The following is an 18,881-nucleotide window of genomic DNA, read 5'->3' on the forward strand; positions in this document are numbered from 1 at the left end:
CCAGCCCCAATGTCTATGGATAGCATGAACACAGCAGCGACGCAGCCAGCCACCGTCCGCCCGCCCGGAGCGGGTATCGAACCCCGGGATCGTCTCGGTTTTACCCTGTTCCTGGCGGCGGTTCTGCACGCCCTGGTCATTCTCGGCGTGACCTTCGATCTGCCCGACCCGCGCGAGCTGGCCCGCAGCCTGGAAATTACCCTGGCCAGCCAGCCGAGTACCGAGGCGCCGGAAAAGGCCGACTATCTTGCCCAGTTCGACCAGCTGGGCAGCGGCACCCTGGACGAGAAGGCCACGCCCAGCACGCCGGAAGAGACCGTATTCCAGGACAACGAGATCCAGCCGGTGATGCCGGCCGAGGAAGCGGCACCCGACCCCGTTCCGGTGACCGAGGAGCAGGTAGTGACCACCACCTCACCGGCACCGGACAAGGTGGCCACTGCCCCACCCCAGCCCGACCCGCTGGATGCCCCGCAGACCGGCATACGCTTCGACATGTCTCAGCTGTCCCAGGAGATCGCCAGCCTGGAGGCGCAGGTCGCCAGGGAGCGCCAGCTCTATGCCGAGCGGCCCCGTGTGCACCGGGTCAATTCGGCTTCGACCCGGCGCGATCCCGGGGCGTACTACATGGATTCCTGGCGGCGCAAGATCGAGCGGATCGGCAACCAGAACTACCCAGCCGAGGCGCGCCGCGAGGGCATCTATGGCAGTCTGGTGCTGCGGGTCTCGATCAAGCGCGACGGCACGCTTTCCAGTGTGGAGCTGGTGCAGTCCTCCGGACATGAGGTGCTGGACAATGCCGCCCTGCGCATCGTCCGACTGGCGGCGCCCTATGCGCCCTTCACCGGCGATCTCATGGAGTACGGCGTCCTGGAAATCACCCGTACCTGGCGTTTCGAACCGGGTGACCGCATTTCCAGCTTCTGAATACCGGGTCCGGCACGGCGCGCCCTTGCCCTCCGCGCCGACGCACCCAATACTATGCGCATGACCCAGACACTACCGAGCTACCTCAAGCACCACTTCCTGATTGCCATGCCGCACATGGAAGACCCGCGCTTTGCCCAGAGCGTGATCTACCTGTGCGAGCACAACGCCGACGGCGCCATGGGGTTGGTCATCAACCGCCCCAGCGGGCTGAACCTGGGCGACGTGCTGGAGCAGACCTCTCCCGAGCTGAGCGTGCCGCTGGATATCGGCGAGCGCATCGTCTTCAACGGTGGCCCGGTACAGAGCGAGCGCGGCTTCGTATTGCACCGGGGGCCGCGCAAATGGGAGTCGAGCCTGGATCTGGGACCGCTGCAGCTGACCACCTCCCGGGATATCCTGGTCGACATGACCCGTGGCCAGGGCCCGGGCGAATCCTTCGTTGCCCTGGGCTATGCCGGCTGGGAAGCCGGGCAGCTCGAGCAGGAGCTGCTGGACAACGTCTGGCTCAGCTGCCCCGCCGATTATCACATCCTCTTCGAACTGGCCGCCGAGCTGCGCCTGGACGCAGCCGCCCGCAGCCTGGGCATCGACCTCGGCCTGCTTACCAGTCAGGCAGGCCACGCCTGATGACAGGGGCGCTGCAACGGGTACTGGGATTCGACTATGGCACTCGCCAGATCGGCGTGGCCGTCGGCCAGACCCTCACCGCCAGCGCCAGCCCGCTCAGGGAGCTGCGTGCCCGTGACGGCATCCCGGACTGGGAGGAGATTGCCGCGCTGCTGCGCGAATGGCGGCCCGACGCCCTGGTTGTCGGCCTGCCGCTAAACATGGATGGCACCCCCAGCGACATGAGCGCCCGCGCCGAGAAGTTCGCCCGGCGGCTGCAGGGCCGCTTCGGCCTGCCCGTCCACTGCATCGACGAACGCCTTTCCACCTTCGAAGCCAAACAGACACTGCGCGACAGCGGTCGCCGGCAGCACGGCAGCTACCGGGACAACCCGGTGGACAGCCTGGCTGCCGTGCTGCTGCTGGAGACCTGGCTTGGCGGCCAGACCAAGGAGACCTGATGAGCGACACCCCCGACGTCGAAGTACTGATAGAGCGCATGGGACAGGAGCTTGCTGCCTGGCTCGACCGCACCGCCCGTCCCGACCCCGCCATTGTCGGCATCCATACCGGTGGCGCCTGGATCGCCGAACGGCTGCGCGACCGGTTCCTGCCTGATGCGCCGCTGGGCACCCTGGATATCACCTTCTATCGCGACGACTTCGAGCAGATCGGTCTGCAGCCGGGGGTGCGCCCTTCGGAACTGCCGTTCAGCGTCGATGGCCGGCATCTGGTGCTGGTGGATGACGTGCTGATGACCGGCCGTACCATTCGCGCGGCGCTCAACGAGCTGTTCGACTATGGGCGTCCTGCTTCGGTAACCCTGGTGACGCTGGTGGATATCGAATCCCGGGAGCTGCCCATCCGCGCTGACATTCTCGGCACCAGCATGAAACTCGCCACCGGCCAGCGGATCAAGCTGACCGGCCCCGAGCCGCTGCGCCTGACCCTGATCCACACCGCCGAGTCCTGAGCAATGAGCCTGAAATCCAGCAAACTGCAACTGAACGACCAAGGCCAGCTGCGTCACTTCCTCGGCATCGACGGGCTGTCGCGGGAGTTGCTGACCGAGATCCTGGACACCGCCGATTCCTTCCTCGAGGTGGGCGAGCGGGCCATCAAGAAGGTGCCGCTGCTGCGCGGCAAGACCGTGTGCAACGTGTTCTTCGAGAATTCCACGCGTACCCGCAGCACCTTCGAGCTGGCCGCCAAGCGGCTGTCCGCCGACGTGCTGAACCTGGATGTGCAGACCTCCTCCACCAGCAAGGGCGAAACCCTGTACGACACCCTGCGTAACCTGGAAGCCATGGCCGCCGACATGTTCATCGTTCGCCATGGCGACTCCGGCGCCGCGCATTTCATTGCCGGCAACGTCTGCCCGGATGTGGCTATCATCAACGCCGGCGATGGCAACCATGCCCACCCCACCCAGGCGATGCTCGACATGCTGACCATCCGCCGCCATCAGGCGCCCTTCGAACAGCTGTCGGTGGCCATTGTCGGTGACATCCTGCATTCACGGGTGGCCCGCTCGAACATGGAGGCGCTGCGCATTCTCGGCTGCCCGGACATCCGCGTGATCGCCCCGCGCACGCTGCTGCCCGAGGGCATCGAGCAGTACGGCGTGCGGGTGTTCAACGACCTGCGGGTCGGCCTGCGGGATGTGGACGTGGTGATCATGCTGCGCCTGCAGAAGGAGCGCATGCAGAGTGGACTGCTGCCCAGCGAAGGCGAGTTCTATCGCCAGTACGGGCTGACCAGTGACAGCTTGGCGCTGGCCCGGCCCGATGCGCTGGTGATGCATCCGGGACCGATCAATCGCGGGGTGGAAATCGAATCGGCGGTGGCCGACGGCGCCCAGTCGGTGATCCTCAACCAGGTGACCTACGGCATCGCCGTACGCATGGCCGTGATGTCCATGGCGATGGCCGGCCAGACCACCCAACGCCAGTCCAGACAGGGAGCAGTATGAGCATGCGCATTACCGTTGCCGGCGCTCGGGTGATTGACCCTGCCAGCCAGCTCGACCAGATCATTGACCTGCATATTGATGACGGCCGGATTCACGCCCTGGGCGAGGCGCCGGAAGGTTTCGTCGCCGCCCAGACGATCGACGCCCGCGGGCTGATCGCCTGCCCGGGCCTGGTCGACCTCGATGCCAGCCTGCGCGAACCGGGCTTCGGCCGTAAGGGCAATATCGCCAGTGAAACCCGGGCCGCGGCCGCCGGCGGCGTGACCAGCCTGTGCTGTCCGCCGGACAGCCGGCCGGTGCTGGATACCCCGGCGGTGGCCGAGCTGATCCTCGACCGCAGCGAGCGCGCCGGTCAGACCCGGGTTTTCCCCATCGGCGCCCTGACCAAGGGGCTCGAAGGTGACCAGCTGAGCGAACTGGTGGCCCTGCGTGACGCCGGCTGCGTGGCCTTCACCCAGGGGCTGGCACCCTTCGGCAGCAACCGTATCCTGCGCCGGGCACTGGAATACGCCGCCGGGTTCGACCTGCCGGTGATCTTCATGCCGCTCGACGCCGCGCTGGCCGAAGGCGGCGTGGCCCACGAGGGCCCCACCGCGGCGCGGCTGGGCCTGCGGGGCATTCCGGAAACCGCCGAAACCGTGGCGCTGGCGCGAGACCTGCTGTTGATCGAGCAGACCGGTGTGCGCGCGCATTTCAGCGGCCTGAGCAGCGCCCGGGCCGTCGATATGCTCGCCGATGCCCAGGCCCGCGGCCTGCCGGTCACCGCCGACGTGGCCATGTATCAGTTGCTGCTGTGTGATGAGGATCTGGATGGCTACTCCAGCCTGCTCCACGTGATGCCGCCACTGCGCAGCAGCAGCGACCGGCGTGCGCTGCGGGCGGCGGTACAGAGCGGGGTGATCCAGGCCATCGCCTCTCATCACCAGCCCCACGAGTCCGAAGCCAAGCGCGTCCCCTTCGCCGCTGCGGCACCGGGCATCAGCAGCGTGGAGATCCTCCTGCCGCTGGCGCTGACGCTGGTGGCCGATGGCTTGCTGGAGCTGCCGGCGCTGCTGGCCCGCCTGACTTCCGGCCCCGCTGCAGCACTGGGCCTGCCCGCCGGGCGTATTGCCCAGGGCGACAGTGCCGATCTGGTGCTGTTCGACCCGGCGATCACCACCGACATCGGTACCAACTGGCTGTCCCGCGGCAACAACTGCCCGTTCATCGGCCAGAGCGCACCGGGGCGAGTGGTTCATACCCTGTATCAGGGTCGGCAGGTCTATTACAACCAGGCAGGTTGAGCAGCGAAGTCTGGGGAGAACTCCCCGGCTGGCGCCGGGGAGTGTCGGTGAAGCCTAGCGGCGCAGATGGAAGGTTTCTTCCTCGTCGCCCTGAATGGAAAGCGACTGCTCCTCGCGCATCAGATACTTGCCGTCGGTTTCCGAGCCCAGCTTGATCAGCAAACGCAGGTCGTTGGCCGAGTCGGCGTGGGCCAGCGCGTCCTCATAGGTGATCTCGCCCTGGCTGTAGAGCTTGTACAGCGCCTGGTCGAAGGTCTGCATGCCCAGTTCGTTGGAGCGCGCCATCAGCGGCTTGAGCTCGTGAACATCGCCCTTGCGGATCATGTCCGCCGCCAGCGGGGTGTTGAGCATGACCTCGATGGCGGCACGGCGACCCTTGCCGTCCGGCGTCGGTATCAGCTGCTGGGCGACGATGGCCTTGAGGTTGAGCGACAGGTCCATCCACACCTGCTGGTGCATGTCCGCCGGGAAGAAGTGGATGATGCGGTCCAGCGCCTGGTTGGCGTTGTTGGCGTGCAGGGTGGCCAGACACAGGTGGCCGGTCTCGGCAAACGCCAGAGCATGCTCCATGGTCTCGCGGGTCCGGATCTCACCGATCAGGATCACGTCCGGCGCCTGGCGCAGCGTGTTCTTCAGCGCCACTTCGAAACTGTCGGTATCGATGCCCACCTCGTGCTGGGTGACGATGCAGTTCTGATGCTGGTGGATGAACTCGATCGGGTCCTCGATGGAGATGATATGGCCGCTGGAGTGCTTGTTGCGGTAGCCGATCATCGACGCCAGCGAGGTGGACTTGCCGGTGCCGGTGGCGCCAACGAAGATCACCAGCCCGCGCTTGGTCATGGCCAGTTTCTTGAGGATCTCCGGCAGGCGCAGGTCTTCCATGGTCGGGATGTTGACCTCGATGCGGCGCAACACCATGCCCACCAGGTTGCGCTGGTAGAAGGCGCTGACGCGGAAGCGGCCGATGCCCCGCGCGCTGATCGCGAAGTTGCATTCCTTCTTCTCGGCGAACTCCCGGCGCTGGGCCTCGGACATCACCCCCAGCACCGTCTCCCGGGTCTGCTCCGGGGACAGCGGGGTCTTGGTCACCGGCAGGATCTTGCCGTGCACCTTCATGCTCGGCGCCACGCCGGCGGTGACGAACAGGTCCGACGCGCCCTTCTCGACCATCAGTCGCAACAGCTTCTCAAACTCCATAGCTTCCTCGTCTGCGGGCGCCTTCCTGCACCCTGCCAAATATCATCAGAGACCTTCCGCCGCCTTGGCCTTTTCCCGTGCCGCTTCCCGGGTGACCAGGCCACGCGAAACCAGATTCTTCAGGCACATGTCCAGCGTCTGCATGCCGATGTTGCCGCCGGTCTGGATCGCCGAATACATCTGCGCTACCTTGTCTTCGCGGATCAGGTTGCGGATCGCCGGGGTGCCGATCATGATTTCGTGGGCCGCCACCCGGCCACCACCGATCTTCTTCAGCAGGGTCTGGGAGATCACCGCCTGCAGCGACTCGGACAGCATCGAACGGACCATCGCCTTCTCTTCACCGGGGAACACGTCCACCACCCGGTCGATGGTCTTGGCCGCTGAGGTGGTATGCAGGGTGCCGAACACCAGGTGACCCGTTTCCGCCGCAGTCAGTGCCAGGCGGATGGTCTCCAGGTCTCGCATCTCACCCACCAGGATGATGTCCGGGTCTTCACGCAGGGCCGAGCGCAGCGCCTCGGCAAAGCCATGGGTATCGCGGTGCACTTCACGCTGGTTGACCAGGCACTTCTTCGATTCGTGGACGAATTCGATGGGGTCCTCGATGGTCAGGATGTGCTGATACTTGGTGGTGTTGAGATAGTCGATCATCGCGGCCAGCGTGGTGGACTTGCCCGAGCCGGTGGGCCCGGTAACCAGTACCAGACCGCGCGGCACGTCGGAGATCTTCTTGAACACGTCGCTCATGCCCAGATCTTCCATGGTCAGTACCTTGGAAGGAATGGTCCGGAACACCGCACCGGCGCCCCGGTTCTGGTTGAATGCGTTGACCCGGAAGCGTGCCACTCCGGGCACCTCGAAGGAGAAGTCGGTTTCGAGAAACTCTTCGTAATCCTTGCGCTGGCGGTCGTTCATGATGTCATAGATCAGCGCATGCACCTGCTTGTGCTCGAGCGCCGGCACGTTGATACGGCGCACATCACCATCCACGCGAATCATGGGCGGCAGTCCGGCCGAAAGATGCAAGTCCGACGCGCCCTGCTTGGCGCTGAAGGCTAACAGCTCGGTAATATCCATAGGGTTCCCCATTGCAACCTGCAAGCATGTAGAATGCAGCGCAGGTCAGCTCCATTTGGCAAGGTGATTAACGTCCGTAATGTCCACGATAGCAGAGAATATTGCAAACGTTCGTATGCGCATTTTGCGTGCTGCGCACGCTGTTGGACGCGATTCGCAGGACATTACCCTGATGGCGGTCAGCAAAACCCGCCCGGCCTCGGCCATTCGTGAAGCGCATGCCGCCGGCGTGGCGGATATCGGCGAGAACTACCTGCAGGAAGCCCTCGCCAAGATGACCGAGCTGACCGATCTGCCGCTGGTCTGGCATTTCATCGGCCCGATCCAGTCGAACAAGACCCGCGCCATCGCCGAGCACTTCCAGTGGGTGCACAGCGTGGACCGGCTGAAGATTGCCCAGCGCCTGTCCGACCAGCGCCCGGCCGACGCCCCGCCGCTTAACATATGCCTGCAGGTGAACATCAGCGGCGAGGACAGCAAGTCCGGCGTCAGCCCCGACGAGTTGCCGGCCCTGGCCCGGGCGGTGGCGGAGCTGCCCCGGCTGCGCCTGCGTGGCCTGATGGCCATTCCCGCCCCGGCCGCGACCAGTGCCGAACGTCGTGTACCGCTGCGTGCCCTGCGCGAGGCCATGGCCGAGCTGGCACTGCCGCTGGATACCCTGTCCATGGGCATGAGCGATGACCTCGACGAAGCCATTGCCGAAGGCGCTACCCTGGTACGCATCGGCACCGCCCTGTTCGGGGCCCGCGATTACTCCTCCACCCAGAAGGATCACTGACATGACCGCACCCACCATCGGATTCATCGGCGCCGGCAACATGGCCTCCAGCCTGATCGGCGGCCTGCTGCAGCAGGGTGTCGAGGCCTCGCGGATCATGGCCAGCGACCTCAACGAGCAGCAGCTAGCCGACCTGGCCCGCCAGGCCGGCATCCGCACCAGCAGCGACAACGGCGAACTGGCGCGCGAATGTGACGTGCTGGTACTGGCGGTCAAGCCGCAGGTCATGCGCGCCGTCTGCCAGGCGCTGCCACGCCCGCGCAAGCCCGGTCAGCTGGTGATCTCGATTGCCGCCGGCATCACCTGTGCCAGCCTGGCCCGTTGGCTGGGCGAGGACACCCCGCTGGTACGCTGCATGCCCAACACGCCGGCGCTGCGTGGCCGCGGGGTCAGCGGCCTGTATGCCAGTGACCTGGTCAGCGCGCAGCAGAAGGCACTGGCCGAGGACATCCTCAACGCGGTGGGCATCAGTCTCTGGCTGGAGCAGGAAGACCTGATCCATGCGGTCACCGCGGTATCCGGCAGCGGTCCGGCGTATTTCTTCTATCTGATGGAGGCCATGACCGATGCCGGCGTGCAGCTCGGTCTGCCCCGCGACGTGGCCGAGCGCCTGACCCTGCACACCGCGCTGGGCGCCGCCGACATGGCGGTGCACAGCGATGTGGACCCTGCCGAGCTGCGCCGCCGTGTCACCTCGCCCAACGGCACCACCGAGCAGGCCATAAAGAGCTTCACCAAGGATGATCTTCCGGGCATGGTGGCCCGGGCCATGGAAGCCGCCGCGGAGCGGTCCGCAGACCTTTCAAGAGAACTTGCCTGAGGAGACATGATGAACGGAATGAACATGGCCGCCGTGTACGTGGTGCAGACCCTGGGCAGCCTGTACCTGCTGATCGTGCTGCTGCGCTTCATCCTGCAGCTGGTCCGCGCCGACTTCTACAACCCGCTGTCGCAGTTCATAGTGCGGGCCACCCAGCCCCTGCTCAAACCCATGCGCCGGGTCATTCCGGGCTTCGGCGGCGTTGACGTGGCGTCGCTGGTGCTGGCGGTGCTGGTACAGCTGGTACTGCTGGCGCTGATCATCAAGCTGATGGGCTACGCCCTGCCGCCGATACTTCAGCTGCTGGTGTGGTCGCTGGTGGGGATCACCGCGCTGTTCCTGAAGATCTTCTTCTTCGCGCTGATCATCAGCGTGATCCTGTCCTGGGTGGCGCCGCACAGCCACAACCCGGCGGCGATTCTGGTAATCCAGATCTGCGAACCGGTGCTGGCGCCCTTCCGCCGCTTCCTGCCGAGCATGGGCGGGCTGGACCTGTCACCGATCTTCGCGTTCATCGCGCTGAATCTGCTGGACATGCTGCTGATCACCAACCTGGCCATCGCCACCGGCATGCCGAAGGGCCTGACCCTGGCGCTCTGAGGATGGCCGGGTTCTATCACTGGCGCGGTCCGGACCTGATTCTGGACTGCCACCTGCAGCCGGGGGCAAGGCAGATCGGCTTTGCCGGGCAGCATGGTGAACGCCTGAAGATCCGCATCAGCGCCCCGCCGGTGGACGGCAAGGCCAACGGCATGCTGATCGACTTCCTCGCCCGCGAGTTTGCCGTGGGCAAGCGCCAGGTCAGCCTGCTGAGCGGCCAGCAGAGCCGGCAGAAAAGGGTGTTGATCGAATCGCCGCAACAGCTGCCCGCTGCGCTGGGGATCCAGCGCCCAGGATGATGCGTCGCCGCTTGCGACAGGATGTCGAGACACCCTAGACTGACGCCTCGATTATTGGCCCGGACCGTACATCGCGGCCAATTCACTACAGGAAAAGCGAAACCCAATGTCCCGATTCCCTGCTGATTCCGTCGGCCTGGTCACGCCGCAGCGGCAGACCTTCAGCGAGCCTCTGCAGCTGGCCTGCGGGCGCAGCCTGGCTCAGTACGAGCTGGTGTATGAAACCTACGGCCAGCTCAATGCCAGCCGCAGCAATGCGGTGCTGATCTGCCACGCGCTGTCCGGCCATCACCACGCCGCCGGCTACCACAGCGAAGATGATCGCAAGCCCGGCTGGTGGGATGCCTGTATCGGCCCCGGCAAGGCCATCGATACCAACCGTTTCTTCGTCGTTGCGCTGAACAACCTCGGCGGCTGTCACGGCTCCACCGGCCCGTCGAGCATCAACCCGGAAACCGGCAAGGTCTGGGGCGCCAACTTCCCGATGATCGTGGTGGAGGACTGGGTCAACAGTCAGGCCCGTCTGGCCGACCACCTGGGGATCGACTGCTGGGCCGCCGTGGTCGGCGGCAGCCTTGGCGGGATGCAGGCGCTGCAATGGGCAATTGCGTACCCGGACCGGCTGCGCCACTGCGTGGCGATTGCCACGGCGTCCAAGCTGTCGGCCCAGAACATCGCCTTCAACGAGGTCGCCCGTCAGGCAATCCTCAGCGACCCGGACTTCCGCGACGGCGACTATGCCGCCTTCGGCGTGGTGCCCAAGCACGGCCTCGGTCTGGCGCGCATGGTCGGTCATATCACCTACCTGTCGGACGATGCCATGGGCCAGAAATTCGGCCGCGACCTGCGCTCGGACGAGCTGAAATACGACATCAAGAGCGTCGAATTCCAGGTGGAGAGCTATCTGCGCTATCAGGGCCAGGCCTTCTCGAAGAGCTTCGACGCCAACACCTACCTGCTGATGACCAAGGCACTGGACTACTACGATCCGGCCCGTGCCCACGGCGGGGATCTGGGCAAGACCCTGGAGCCGGTGAAGGCCCGTTTTCTGGTCATCTCCTTCAGCACCGACTGGCGCTTCCCGCCGGCCCGCTCGCGGGAACTGGCCAATGCGCTGATCACCGCGCGCAAGGACGTAAGCTATCTGGAAGTGGAAGCCGAGCAGGGCCATGACGCCTTCCTGCTGCCGATACCCAGGTACATCCAGGCGCTGGGCAGTTACATGAATCGTATCGAGGTGGACGCATGAGCCTGCGCGCCGATCTGCAGATCATCGAAAAATGGATCCAGCCCGGCAGCCATGTGCTCGACCTGGGCTGCGGTCAGGGCGAACTGCTGCACTACCTGCAGAACCATAAGGAGGTACGCGGTTACGGGCTGGAGATCGATCCGGACAACATCAACGCCTGCATCGAGAAGGGGGTCAATGTCATCGACAAGAACCTCGACCTCGGTCTGGACAACTTCGCCGACCGCAGCTTCGACACGGTGGTCATGACCCAGGCGCTGCAGGCGGTGCACTATCCCGACCGCATCCTCGAGGATATGCTGCGCATCGGCCGCGAGGCCATTCTCACCTTCCCCAACTTCGGACACTGGCGCTGTCGCCTGTACCTCGGGCTGAAGGGGCGCATGCCGGTCTCCGAGTTCATGCCCTACACCTGGTACAACACGCCCAATATCCATTTCTGTACCTTCAATGACTTCGAGAGACTGTGCCATGAGCGCTCGGTCCGCATCCTCGACCGGCTGGTGGTGGACCAGACCCACCGCAGCAATCGCCTGAGCACCATGTGGCCGAACCTGCTCGGCGAAGTCGCCATTTATCGCGTCACCCGCTGACAAGGAGAAACTGATGAAACGTCTGATATCCGCCACCCTGCTGATGTTTGCCTCTGCCCTCGCCCTTGCCCAGTCGGGCCCGGCACAGAGTCCCCAGCGCTTCGGCGATCTGCTGGTGCATCACAACACCTTCAACAGCTCCTATCTGCAGCCGGAGATCGCCGCTGCCGCAGGCCTGCAACGCGGTCCGCGCCAGGGCGTGGTCAACATCGCCGTACAGCGGCTCACCGACGACGGCATTGAAGTGGTGGACGCGCGAGTCGAAGGGACGGTAAAGAACCTGATCCAGCAGACCACGCCGCTGAAGTTCATCCGCATCCAGGAGGAGGAGGCGATCTACTTCGTCGCCAACTACAGCGCAGCCCAGCGCGGGCTGCTGCAGTTTGAGGTGCGGGTGCAGGCCGACGACAACGCACCGGTACATACCGTGCGCTTCCAGCAGGAATTCCACCCGGATGAGTGATCTGAAGTTCAGCCAGCTGGTGCTGGCCAGCAACAACAGCGGCAAGCTGAAAGAATTGCAGGCCATGCTCGGCGATGACATCGAGGTGTTGCCGCAGAGCCGCTTCATCAATGAGGAGGCCGAGGAAACCGGGCTGAGCTTCGTCGAAAACGCCATCATCAAGGCCCGCCACGCCGCCCGCGCCTCCGGGCTGCCGGCGCTGGCGGATGATTCCGGTCTGGCAGTGGACGCGCTGGGCGGCGCACCGGGTATCTACTCGGCACGCTATGCCGATGGCCAGGGTGACGCGGCCAACAATGCCAAGCTGCTCGACGCACTGGCCCAGGTGCCGGATGAGCGGCGCAGCGCCCGTTTCATCTGTGCGCTGGCGCTGGTGCGCCATGCCGACGACCCGGCACCGATCATCTGTGAAAGTGCCTGGGAAGGACGCATCCTTCACGCTGCAAGAGGTGAGCACGGTTTCGGCTACGATCCGCTGTTCCTGATCCCGGAACTGGGCGTCTCCAGCGCCGAACTGCCGGCCGAGCAGAAGAACCGGCTGAGCCACCGCGCCCGGGCCATGGCCCTGCTGCGCGCCCGGCTGGGGCTGGCGGAATAACCCATGACGCTCCCGCCGCTGGCCGCCTATGTGCACATCCCCTGGTGCGTGCGCAAATGCCCCTATTGCGACTTCAACTCCCATACCCATGAGGGCGGGCTGCCGGAAGAGGACTATATCGATGCGCTGATCGCCGATCTGGATGGCGACCTGCAGCATGTCCATGGCCGCGAGCTGGGCTCGATCTTCTTCGGCGGCGGCACGCCAAGCCTGTTCTCCGCCGCCAGCCTCGATCGGCTGCTGCAGGTCATGCAGCGACGCGTTGCCTTCGCATCGGATATCGAGATCACCCTGGAAGCCAACCCCGGGACTTTCGAGCAGGCCAGATTCAGGGACTACCGGGTCGCCGGCATCAACCGGCTGTCGATCGGCATCCAGAGTTTCAATCCGGTCCATCTCAAGGCCCTGGGGCGTATCCATGACGACCGCGAAGCCCTGGCGGCGGTCGACATGGCACGCCGGGCCGGCTTCGACAACCTCAACCTGGACCTGATGCATGGCCTGCCCGGCCAGTCGCTGGAGCAGGCCCGGGCCGATGTCGATCAGGCCATTGCCCTGGCACCTGAACATCTGTCCTGGTATCAGCTGACGCTGGAACCCAATACGGTGTTCTACAGCCGCCCGCCGGTGCTGCCCGAAGAGGAGGTGCTGTGGGACATCCAGGAAGCCGGTCAGGCCCGGCTGGCTGAAACCGGTTATGCCCAGTACGAGATATCAGCCTATGCCCGCGACGGGCGTCGGGCGCGACACAACCTCAACTACTGGCAATATGGCGACTTCCTCGGTATCGGCGCCGGTGCCCACGGCAAGCTGACCCACCCGGATGGCCGGGTGGAACGCTACTGGAAGACCCGTCAGCCGCGGGATTATCTGGATCGGGACAAGGCGTTTCTCGCCGGCAGCAAGGTGTTGAGCGAGCAGGAGCTGCCTTTCGATTTCCTGATGAATGCCCTGCGCCTGGTCGACGGTGTGCCCAGCGCCTGGTACAGCCAGCGCACCGGCCAGCCCATCGAGTCTATCGCCCCGCTCCTCGACCAGTCAGTACAGCGGGGCCTGCTCGAGCCCTGGCACCGGCAGCTGCGTCCGACCGAGCAGGGCCGGCTGTTTCTCAATGATCTGCTGGAGATGTTTCTCTAGATCCCGGGGCTGCGCAGCAGCCCGGCGAATCCCCCACTTCACCTGATCCTGATCAATGTCCCGCAAGGACCGAGCGGCTATCCTCCCCGCCCTCTTGTCTTGTAAACAGGATCACTCATGCCCCAAGCCCCCGAACTGCTGGCGCCAGCCGGCACCCTCAAGGCCATGCGTTTTGCCTTTGCCTACGGCGCCGATGCGGTCTACGCCGGCCAGCCGCGCTACAGCCTGCGTGTGCGCGAAAATGATTTCCACGATCCCCAGGTGCTGGCCGAGGCCATCAAGGAAGCCCACTCGCTGGGCAGGAAGTTCTACCTGGCCAGCAACATCGCCGCCCACAACAGCAAGGTGGCGACCTATGAACGGGATCTGGAGCAGATCATCGCCATGGGCCCCGATGCGCTGATCATGTCCGACCCCGGACTGATCATGCTGGTGCGCGAACGCTGGCCGCACATGCCGGTGCATCTTTCGGTGCAGGCCAATGCCACCAACTGGGCCACGGTGAAGTTCTGGCAGCAACAGGGGCTGGAACGGGTGATCCTGTCCCGGGAGCTCTCGCTGGACGAGATCGAGCAGATCCGCCGGCAGTGCCCGGACATGGAGCTGGAAGTTTTTGTCCACGGTGCCCTGTGCATTGCCTACTCGGGCCGCTGCCTGCTGTCCGGCTACTTCAACCACCGGGACGCCAACCAGGGCGCCTGCACCAACGCCTGCCGCTGGAAGTACGACCTGCAGCCGGCCCGGGAGACCGCCGAAGGCAATGTCGAGCCGGTGCGCACCTATCAACCGGAGGAGCAGCCGGTGTTCCTGCTGAACCAGAGCGACAAACCCGACGAGCAGATGGCCATCGAGGAGGATGAACACGGCACCTACATCATGAACTCGAAGGATCTGCGCGCCGTGCAGCATGTGCCGCGCTTCGTCGACATGGGCATGCATTCACTGAAGATCGAGGGCCGCACCAAGTCGCATTTCTACGTCGCGCGCACGGTACAGACCTACCGCCGGGCGATCGACGATGCCGTCGCCGGGCGGCCCTTCGACATGGGCCTGATGGACGATCTGGAAAGCCTGGCCAACCGCGGCTACACCGAAGGCTTCTACCGCCGCCACCCGCCGGGTGTGTACCAGAACTACGAGCGGGGCAATTCCAGCATGAGCCGTCATCAGTTTGTCGGCGAAGTGCTGGAAGATCTGGGCGACTGGCTGAGCATCGAGGTGAAGAACCGCTTCGAACTGGGCGACCGGATGGAACTCATGACCCCCTCCGGCAATCACAGCTTCGTTCTGCAGTCACTGCTGGACCGCCATGGCCAGCCCGCCGAGATCGCGCCGGGCACCGGGCACGTTGTGCGCATTCCCAGACCCGAAGGTGCGACGGCGCAGATGGCGCTGCTGCTGCGCTGTCTGCCGACGACGGAGTAGGCCAGCCGGCAGTCGCTCAATCCGTCCGATCGTGGTTTACTTGCGCCCTCGTCCAGCCTCATTTCCTCCCAACCTTGGAGCGCAGTAACAGATGGATTGGTTGCAAGTAGTGATTCTGGCCCTGTTGCAGGGCCTGACCGAGTTTCTGCCGGTGTCCAGCTCGGCCCACCTGATCCTGGTCCCGGCCCTGACCGGCTGGCCTGATCAGGGCCTGGCATTCGACGTGGCGCTGCACTTCGGCAGCCTGTTTGCGGTGCTGCTGTATTTTCGCCGCGACCTGTTCAACATGACCCGCAGCTGGGGCCGCTCGGTAATTACCCGCCAGGCCGACGACGATGCCCGGCTGGCCTGGGGAGTGCTGTTCGCCACCATCCCGGTGGGGCTGGCAGGGCTGGCGTTCAAGGACCAGATCGAGCTGTACCTGCGCTCGCCGTTCTATCTGGCCATGGGACTGGTGTTCTTCGGCCTCTTGCTGGGCTGGGCCGACTGGAAGTTCCGCGGCAACCGCACCGAGAGCCAGATGACCTGGAAGGACGTGCTGATCATCGGTTGCGCCCAGGCGCTGGCGCTGATACCGGGCACCTCCCGGGCCGGCATCACCATCACCGCCGCGCTGATGCTGGGTCTGAACCGGGAAGCCGCCTCGCGCTTCTCCTTCCTGCTGTCCATTCCGGTGATTCTGCTGGCCTGCCTGCTCAAGACCAGGGATCTGATCGAGGAGCAGGTGGCGGTGGACTGGTTTGCCATGGGGCTGGGTGTACTGGTGTCGGCAGTGAGTGCCTTCCTGTGCATTCACTACTTCCTGGTGTTCATCAAGCGTATCGGCATGCAGCCTTTCGTGATCTACCGGATCATTCTGGGTGCGGCGCTTTTGGTGGTGTTTTACTGAGGCCTTTCCCAGGTCGCTGCTCCCCCCGGCCCCTCTTCCGCGAGGGGAGAGGGGTGACTGGTTGAGCACAGATTTCAGTCTCTGGATGGCAGTCCATCATCCAAGGGTAGCCACCTCTCAAAAACTCAGATCCGCCCTTATCCCCCGGGCGGAGAGGGTGAACTCAGCTGCAGTACTGACTGTGCAACCGGAGCATGGGTAACACTTTTAACCCATGTTGCCGGTTTGCACAGGGAGAGGGGGAAGCACACCTTCAGAAGCTCATATCCACCCTCGCCCACAGGGTCCGCCCCGGTTCGTTGAACCGCTCACTGGCCGACAGGCCTACCCCGGCATTGCCCAGCTGATTGAGGTGTTCGCTGTAGGTCTTGTCGAGCAGGTTGTCCACACCCGCGCTGAGCTTGAAATGCTCATTGAAGCGATATGCCCCGTTGACGGACAGCAGACCGAAGCCGGCGCTCTCGTCGAAGTCCCTGCTGGTCACGTTGCCCCTGCCTTCCGCCACCCGGGTCTGCGCGGCGACTACCCGCCAGAGGCCGCTGACACTGACGTCGTCCCGCTCCCAGGTCAGTCCCAGCCGTGCTTCCAGCGGCGGCATCTGCGGCAGCGCCTCGCCGTCGGAGCTGTTCTTGCCCCAGGCATAGGCCAGGCTTGCGTCGGTCTTCCAGTTTTCCGCCCAGCGGTAGCCGGCGCCCAGCTCGGCGCCCATGATGCGGGCGTCCACATTGGAGGCCTGGGCTGAGTTCATGCCCATGCCGCCACCCGCGGGGTAGACGAACAGGATGTAATCACGCACCTGACCAGCGTAGGCTGACACCCAGGCGTCCAGATTGCCGCGCGAGTATTCCAGCCCAAGATCCAGCTGGGTAGTCTTCTCCGGGCTCAGGCTGGCGAAGGCATCGGTGCCGCCGGAGAACAGTTCCCAGTAATCCGGAAAGCGCCGGGTATGCCCCAGGCCGATGTAGTAGGTGGCGGGCAGAGCTTCCAGCCCGCCCTCGAAGCGGACAAAGCCGCTGGGCAGATTATCACTGCGACGGCTGCCGGCGGTGGGGCCGGACGGGCGGTGATCCCGCGAGCTGGCGCGGTCGAAGCGGGCACCGGTGACCCAGCGGTTATCGTCCTCCAGCTCCAGCGTCCATTCGCCGAACAGGCCGTAATTGTGGAAGTCGGCATCCTTGTCCCAGGGCTGATCACTGTAATCCACCCCGCCACGCCGGCGGTGCTCGTTGCGCTGGGCGTCCACACCGGTAATCAGCTCATGGTTGCCCCATTGCCAGGTGGCTGCAACACGTCCGCCCAGAGTGCGGCGGTCGACATTGGAGGCCATCAGCATCATGCCCGGCGTACGCAGACTGTAGTTGTCCATGACGTGGTCGGCGTAGTTGTAATAGACCCGCGCATCCAGCTGCTGCAGCACGTCGCCTAAACCACCTTTCTCGAAGCGCAGGGACAGGCTCTCGCGTTCGAACTGGCTGCCGTCCATGCCACGGCCGGCGTAACGGGCCTCGCCGTCGCCCCGGCCCAGGGTCAGCTCCAGCAGGGTCTCCGCATCCGGCGTCCAGCCCAGCACCAGGTCGCTGTTCCACTTGGCCCAGCGCGAGTGCACTTCGTCCCCACTGCCATCCTCGTAGTCGTCGGATCTGGAGCTGTTGGCCAGCAGCCGGATGTAGCCCTGCCCGCTGCCCGCCGCCGCATCGATGTTGCGATCGAAACGCCCGTGTGAGCCGCCCAGAACGCTGGCATCGATGCGTGCGTCCGGCTCACTGAAGCTCTCCGGGTCGCGCTCGAACAGGATGGTCGCCGCCGAATTGCCCGGCCCCCACAACACCGTCTGTGGGCCCTTGATCACCGTCAGCGAATCGTAGTTCTCGGGGGTGATGTAGGAACTGGGCGAGTCCATGCGGCTGGGACAGGCGCCGAGCATCTCACCGCCGTTGCTCAGCAGCTTCAGGCGGGAGCCGAACATGCCGCGGAATACCGGGTCGCTGTTCGAACCGCCGCCGCTCACTGCGGCGAAGCCGGGGATGGTCTGCAGATAATCACCGGCATCGCTGGCCGGTACCGGCTGGCGCGGAATTTTCGGATCGGTGATCACCGTCAGCGCGGACTGCTGGCCGACTCCGGTGATGACCACCGGCGCCAGCTGGGCGGCGTCGTGGTGTCCATGGTGGGCGTGGTGATCCGCCGCCAGTGCGCCAGCAGCGAGGGCGCTGAGCAAGGCGGCATGGGCCGCCTGCCAGCGGCGGCGGGAGTTGAGCAGGGCGCAGCCCTGGGGCAGGCGCACGGGGGCCTGCCGGTCACGAAATCGGGACATGGGACATTTCCATTTTCAGTAGTCAGGATCGCCGTGTCTGGCACGGTCGGGCTGTTCAGATGGAAATGGGTCCAGGGGGTGCCCGCGGATGGTGGGTACCATGCCGCCACGCTGGCGGCATCGACATGTCCGGCAGCGGGTGCGCTTTTGCTGGCCGGTATCGAGGCAGGACCAGCGCAGCGAACAGCGTGAGCGGCGGAATCAGCGTCAGCAGGTCGCAATAGCCACACATGTTCAACACGGTCAGCCACCGGGGCTGACCGGCCATGGCCTGGTGATGTGCGCTGTGGGCCGGGGATTCCAGCTCGCCAGCTGCGGTGTCCACGTATTGGCGGTGGACCTGCGGCGTTCCGGTCTGGGCCAGCTGCCATGCTGAATACAGCGGGCCGACGTGGATCAGCAGCAGTGCAAGCAGGCCAAGCCGGATACTTGCCGGGGAGAGTCGTCTGTGCACCGGTAGAAGGTCCGCATCAGGTTCGATGTCCAGAGCATAGCGAAGGCGCGGAAACGCTTTCTTGGCGAGCGTCAATTCCGGCGCAATTTTTCTTCGCGCATTTCATTCCGTTGATCTGCGTCAGCCAGCGCCTGGCTGAACGCCGGTAATCTTGCCCAGGCCATCATTACGACATCAATTACAACTTCATT

21 protein-coding genes are annotated in these 18,881 nt (G+C 64.8%); 17 read left to right on the forward strand and 4 right to left on the reverse strand.

Annotation, left to right across the window (positions count from 1 at the left end):
• Window positions 1–24: 24 nt before the first annotated feature.
• Genes IEW63_RS09755 through IEW63_RS09780 form a run of 6 tightly spaced genes read left to right on the forward strand, consistent with a single transcriptional unit; the run spans window position 25 to window position 4,791 of the window.
• Window positions 25–927 (forward strand): energy transducer TonB, encoded by a 903-nt coding sequence (locus tag IEW63_RS09755; protein WP_188636439.1) that lies wholly within the window; start codon window positions 25–27, stop codon window positions 925–927.
• A gap of 60 nt (window positions 928–987) precedes the next feature.
• Entirely contained in the window at window positions 988–1,557 is a 570-nt protein-coding gene (locus tag IEW63_RS09760) for a YqgE/AlgH family protein (RefSeq protein WP_188636440.1), read from the forward strand.
• Window positions 1,557–1,997, forward strand: a complete 441-nt coding sequence (gene ruvX / locus IEW63_RS09765) for a Holliday junction resolvase RuvX (protein ID WP_188636441.1) — start codon at window positions 1,557–1,559, stop codon at window positions 1,995–1,997. Before IEW63_RS09760 ends, ruvX begins: the two co-directional genes overlap by 1 nt.
• The gene (pyrR, locus tag IEW63_RS09770; RefSeq protein ID WP_188636442.1) at window positions 1,997–2,509 is read left to right on the forward strand and encodes a bifunctional pyr operon transcriptional regulator/uracil phosphoribosyltransferase PyrR; all 513 of its coding nucleotides are present in this window, start codon (window positions 1,997–1,999) and stop codon (window positions 2,507–2,509) included. Before ruvX ends, pyrR begins: the two co-directional genes overlap by 1 nt.
• Before the next feature lie 3 nt (window positions 2,510–2,512).
• A complete protein-coding gene (locus IEW63_RS09775) occupies window positions 2,513–3,508 on the forward strand; it encodes an aspartate carbamoyltransferase catalytic subunit (protein WP_188636443.1) in 996 nt (331 codons plus the stop codon).
• A gap of 2 nt (window positions 3,509–3,510) precedes the next feature.
• Window positions 3,511–4,791: a dihydroorotase gene (locus IEW63_RS09780; protein WP_188636658.1), complete on the forward strand. Its 1,281-nt coding sequence runs from the start codon at window positions 3,511–3,513 to the stop codon at window positions 4,789–4,791.
• A gap of 54 nt (window positions 4,792–4,845) precedes the next feature.
• Here IEW63_RS09780 and IEW63_RS09785 read toward each other — a convergent pair whose 3' ends face one another.
• Together IEW63_RS09785 and IEW63_RS09790 are read right to left on the reverse strand one after the other, a co-directional pair.
• Entirely contained in the window at window positions 4,846–5,991 is a 1,146-nt protein-coding gene (locus IEW63_RS09785) for a PilT/PilU family type 4a pilus ATPase (protein ID WP_188636444.1), read from the reverse strand.
• A 45-nt stretch (window positions 5,992–6,036) separates the two neighbouring features.
• Entirely contained in the window at window positions 6,037–7,071 is a 1,035-nt protein-coding gene (locus IEW63_RS09790) for a type IV pilus twitching motility protein PilT (RefSeq protein ID WP_188636445.1), read from the reverse strand.
• Between the two features lie 79 nt (window positions 7,072–7,150).
• On the opposite strand from IEW63_RS09790, the gene IEW63_RS09795 reads away from it, so the two are divergent.
• The 11 genes from IEW63_RS09795 (at window position 7,151) to IEW63_RS09845 (ending at window position 15,922) form a co-directional block, all read left to right on the forward strand.
• Complete coding sequence (locus IEW63_RS09795) at window positions 7,151–7,849, forward strand: YggS family pyridoxal phosphate-dependent enzyme (protein WP_188636446.1); 699 nt, start codon at window positions 7,151–7,153, stop codon at window positions 7,847–7,849.
• Between the two features lies 1 nt (window position 7,850).
• Window positions 7,851–8,669: a pyrroline-5-carboxylate reductase gene (gene proC, locus IEW63_RS09800; protein ID WP_188636447.1), complete on the forward strand. Its 819-nt coding sequence runs from the start codon at window positions 7,851–7,853 to the stop codon at window positions 8,667–8,669.
• Window positions 8,670–8,678: 9 nt separating this feature from the next.
• Window positions 8,679–9,269: a YggT family protein gene (locus tag IEW63_RS09805; protein WP_188636448.1), complete on the forward strand. Its 591-nt coding sequence runs from the start codon at window positions 8,679–8,681 to the stop codon at window positions 9,267–9,269.
• Between the two features lie 2 nt (window positions 9,270–9,271).
• Window positions 9,272–9,568, forward strand: coding sequence for a DUF167 family protein (locus tag IEW63_RS09810; RefSeq protein WP_188636449.1), 297 nt, complete (start codon window positions 9,272–9,274; stop codon window positions 9,566–9,568).
• Window positions 9,569–9,674: 106 nt separating this feature from the next.
• A complete protein-coding gene (metX, locus tag IEW63_RS09815) occupies window positions 9,675–10,817 on the forward strand; it encodes a homoserine O-succinyltransferase MetX (RefSeq protein WP_188636450.1) in 1,143 nt (380 codons plus the stop codon).
• A gap of 2 nt (window positions 10,818–10,819) precedes the next feature.
• Window positions 10,820–11,410 (forward strand): methionine biosynthesis protein MetW, encoded by a 591-nt coding sequence (gene metW / locus IEW63_RS09820; RefSeq protein WP_188636659.1) that lies wholly within the window; start codon window positions 10,820–10,822, stop codon window positions 11,408–11,410.
• A 13-nt stretch (window positions 11,411–11,423) separates the two neighbouring features.
• On the forward strand, window positions 11,424–11,873 hold the full coding sequence (locus tag IEW63_RS09825; protein ID WP_229710439.1) for a DUF4426 domain-containing protein: 450 nt from the start codon (window positions 11,424–11,426) through the stop codon (window positions 11,871–11,873).
• Entirely contained in the window at window positions 11,866–12,471 is a 606-nt protein-coding gene (rdgB, locus tag IEW63_RS09830) for an RdgB/HAM1 family non-canonical purine NTP pyrophosphatase (RefSeq protein WP_188636451.1), read from the forward strand. Before IEW63_RS09825 ends, rdgB begins: the two co-directional genes overlap by 8 nt.
• A 3-nt stretch (window positions 12,472–12,474) precedes the next feature.
• A complete protein-coding gene (hemW, locus tag IEW63_RS09835) occupies window positions 12,475–13,608 on the forward strand; it encodes a radical SAM family heme chaperone HemW (protein ID WP_188636452.1) in 1,134 nt (377 codons plus the stop codon).
• 117 nt (window positions 13,609–13,725) lie between these two features.
• Window positions 13,726–15,033, forward strand: a complete 1,308-nt coding sequence (trhP, locus tag IEW63_RS09840) for a prephenate-dependent tRNA uridine(34) hydroxylase TrhP (protein WP_188636453.1) — start codon at window positions 13,726–13,728, stop codon at window positions 15,031–15,033.
• Window positions 15,034–15,124: 91 nt separating this feature from the next.
• Window positions 15,125–15,922, forward strand: coding sequence for an undecaprenyl-diphosphate phosphatase (locus IEW63_RS09845; protein ID WP_188636454.1), 798 nt, complete (start codon window positions 15,125–15,127; stop codon window positions 15,920–15,922).
• Between the two features lie 253 nt (window positions 15,923–16,175).
• Here IEW63_RS09845 and IEW63_RS09850 read toward each other — a convergent pair whose 3' ends face one another.
• Both IEW63_RS09850 and IEW63_RS09855 read right to left on the reverse strand, forming a co-directional pair.
• Window positions 16,176–18,236: a TonB-dependent copper receptor gene (locus IEW63_RS09850; protein WP_188636455.1), complete on the reverse strand. Its 2,061-nt coding sequence runs from the start codon at window positions 18,234–18,236 to the stop codon at window positions 16,176–16,178.
• Between the two features lie 55 nt (window positions 18,237–18,291).
• A complete protein-coding gene (locus tag IEW63_RS09855) occupies window positions 18,292–18,765 on the reverse strand; it encodes a DUF2946 family protein (RefSeq protein WP_229710440.1) in 474 nt (157 codons plus the stop codon).
• Window positions 18,766–18,881: the final 116 nt, after the last annotated feature.

The organism is Halopseudomonas pertucinogena (genome assembly GCF_014646575.1).
GTDB lineage: Bacteria > Pseudomonadota > Gammaproteobacteria > Pseudomonadales > Pseudomonadaceae > Halopseudomonas > Halopseudomonas pertucinogena.